At 64.5% G+C, this 1,444-nt stretch carries 2 protein-coding genes; one reads left to right on the top strand and one right to left on the bottom strand.

Features of this window, described 5'->3' with window-relative positions; translation table 11 throughout:
- Window positions 1-307: 307 nt before the first annotated feature.
- Window positions 308-955, top strand: a complete 648-nt coding sequence (locus QME24_RS24685) for a DUF480 domain-containing protein (protein WP_054906211.1) — start codon at window positions 308-310, stop codon at window positions 953-955.
- Window positions 956-959: 4 nt separating this feature from the next.
- On the opposite strand, the gene QME24_RS24680 is transcribed toward QME24_RS24685, so the two are convergent.
- The gene (locus tag QME24_RS24680; protein ID WP_029886312.1) at window positions 960-1,148 is read right to left on the bottom strand and encodes a hypothetical protein; all 189 of its coding nucleotides are present in this window, start codon (window positions 1,146-1,148) and stop codon (window positions 960-962) included.
- Window positions 1,149-1,444: the final 296 nt, after the last annotated feature.

Here is a 1,444-nt window from a genome sequence, read left to right as displayed (position 1 = left end):
TGGCCCGAAACAAACGTAGGAGCGAGCGAAGCTCGCGATTGCGCCGCGCGGGCGGCGCTCGCTCTAACAGGCGCTGCCATACCTTGTGGCAAACACCTGTCAGCCCCAAGGCGATCCCTGTGGGAGCTGGCTTGCCGGCAATGGGCTCCACCACCACGTCTTGACTGACCGGCATTCGGCGTAGCGCCTGGATTTTCTTCGGGCTGCTGGCCGGAGCGGGCTCACCCGCTCTCACCAGCAGCCGCAATTGCCTTACACGATGGCATTACCTACCCTAGTGGCCTTTCCCCAGTAATGAGACAGGGCCATGTCAGAATACGAAACCGCCGGTGAAGGCCGCTTGAGCAGCACCGAGATCCGTGTCCTCGGCGCGTTGATCGAAAAGCAGGCCACCAGCCCGGAGAGCTACCCGCTGACCCTCAACGCCCTGGTCCTGGCCTGCAACCAGAAGACCAGCCGAGAGCCCGTCATGAACCTTACACCAGGCCAGGTCGGCCAGGCCTTGCGCAACCTTGAAGCGCAGGGCATGACCCGCCTGCAGATGGGCAGCCGCGCCGATCGCTGGGAGCAGCGGGTGGACAAGGCCCTGGAGCTGGTACCGGCGCAACTGGTGCTGATGGGCCTGATGTTCCTGCGCGGCCCGCAGACCCTCAACGAACTGCTGACCCGCAGCAACCGCCTGCATGATTTCGACGACACCGAGCAGATCCAGCACCAGCTGGAGCGCCTGACCTCGCGCGACCTGGCCTTGCACCTGCCGCGCCAGGCGGGCCAGCGCGAGGACCGTTATACCCATGCGTTGGGCGACCCGGCGGAGATCGAGGCGATTCTTGCTGCACGTCAGCAGGAGGGCGGCCAGCGCAGCAGTGGCAGCAGCGTGTCGCAGGAGCGTATTGAAGCGCTTGAAGCCCGCATCGCAGCGCTGGAAGCGCGCCTGGCAGACCTGGAAGGCTAGGCGGTCACGGCTCGGGGTCGGGGAAGTTGCGGCAGCTTTTGCGCTCGGCCAGCTCCCGGTCGCTGGGGCGCTGGTCGACGAATACGGTGCGACCGTCGGCGTAGATTTCCAGGTAACCCCAATGCAGGTCCTGCTCCGTCTGACCGGGCTTGGGCGGGACTAGCCACCAGGGTTCGCGGCTGATCAGCGTCATGATACGGCTTCCTGAGGGTGTATGCCGTAAGCATAGACAGCCTGGATTTGATCCCTTGCGAGTGCTGGCATTTTCGCGGCTAGAGCCGCTCCTGCAAGTACGGCGGCAACTCCAAGCCAACGCAGACACCCTGTGGAAGCGGGCATGCCCGCGAACACCGGCAAAGCCGGTGCCAGATACCGCGTCGCCTGCTTCGCGGGCTTGCCCGCTCCCACAGGTTGAGGTGCGCCCCATTTGTTGGACAATCTTTGATTAGGCTGCTGCGGCCTGATTCCTGTATGCCACGGGACTCAGGC

It is taken from the genome of Pseudomonas sp. PARCl1, from assembly GCF_947311875.1.
Taxonomy (GTDB): domain Bacteria; phylum Pseudomonadota; class Gammaproteobacteria; order Pseudomonadales; family Pseudomonadaceae; genus Aquipseudomonas; species Aquipseudomonas juntendi.
This window is presented reverse-complemented; position numbering and strand designations above follow the sequence as displayed.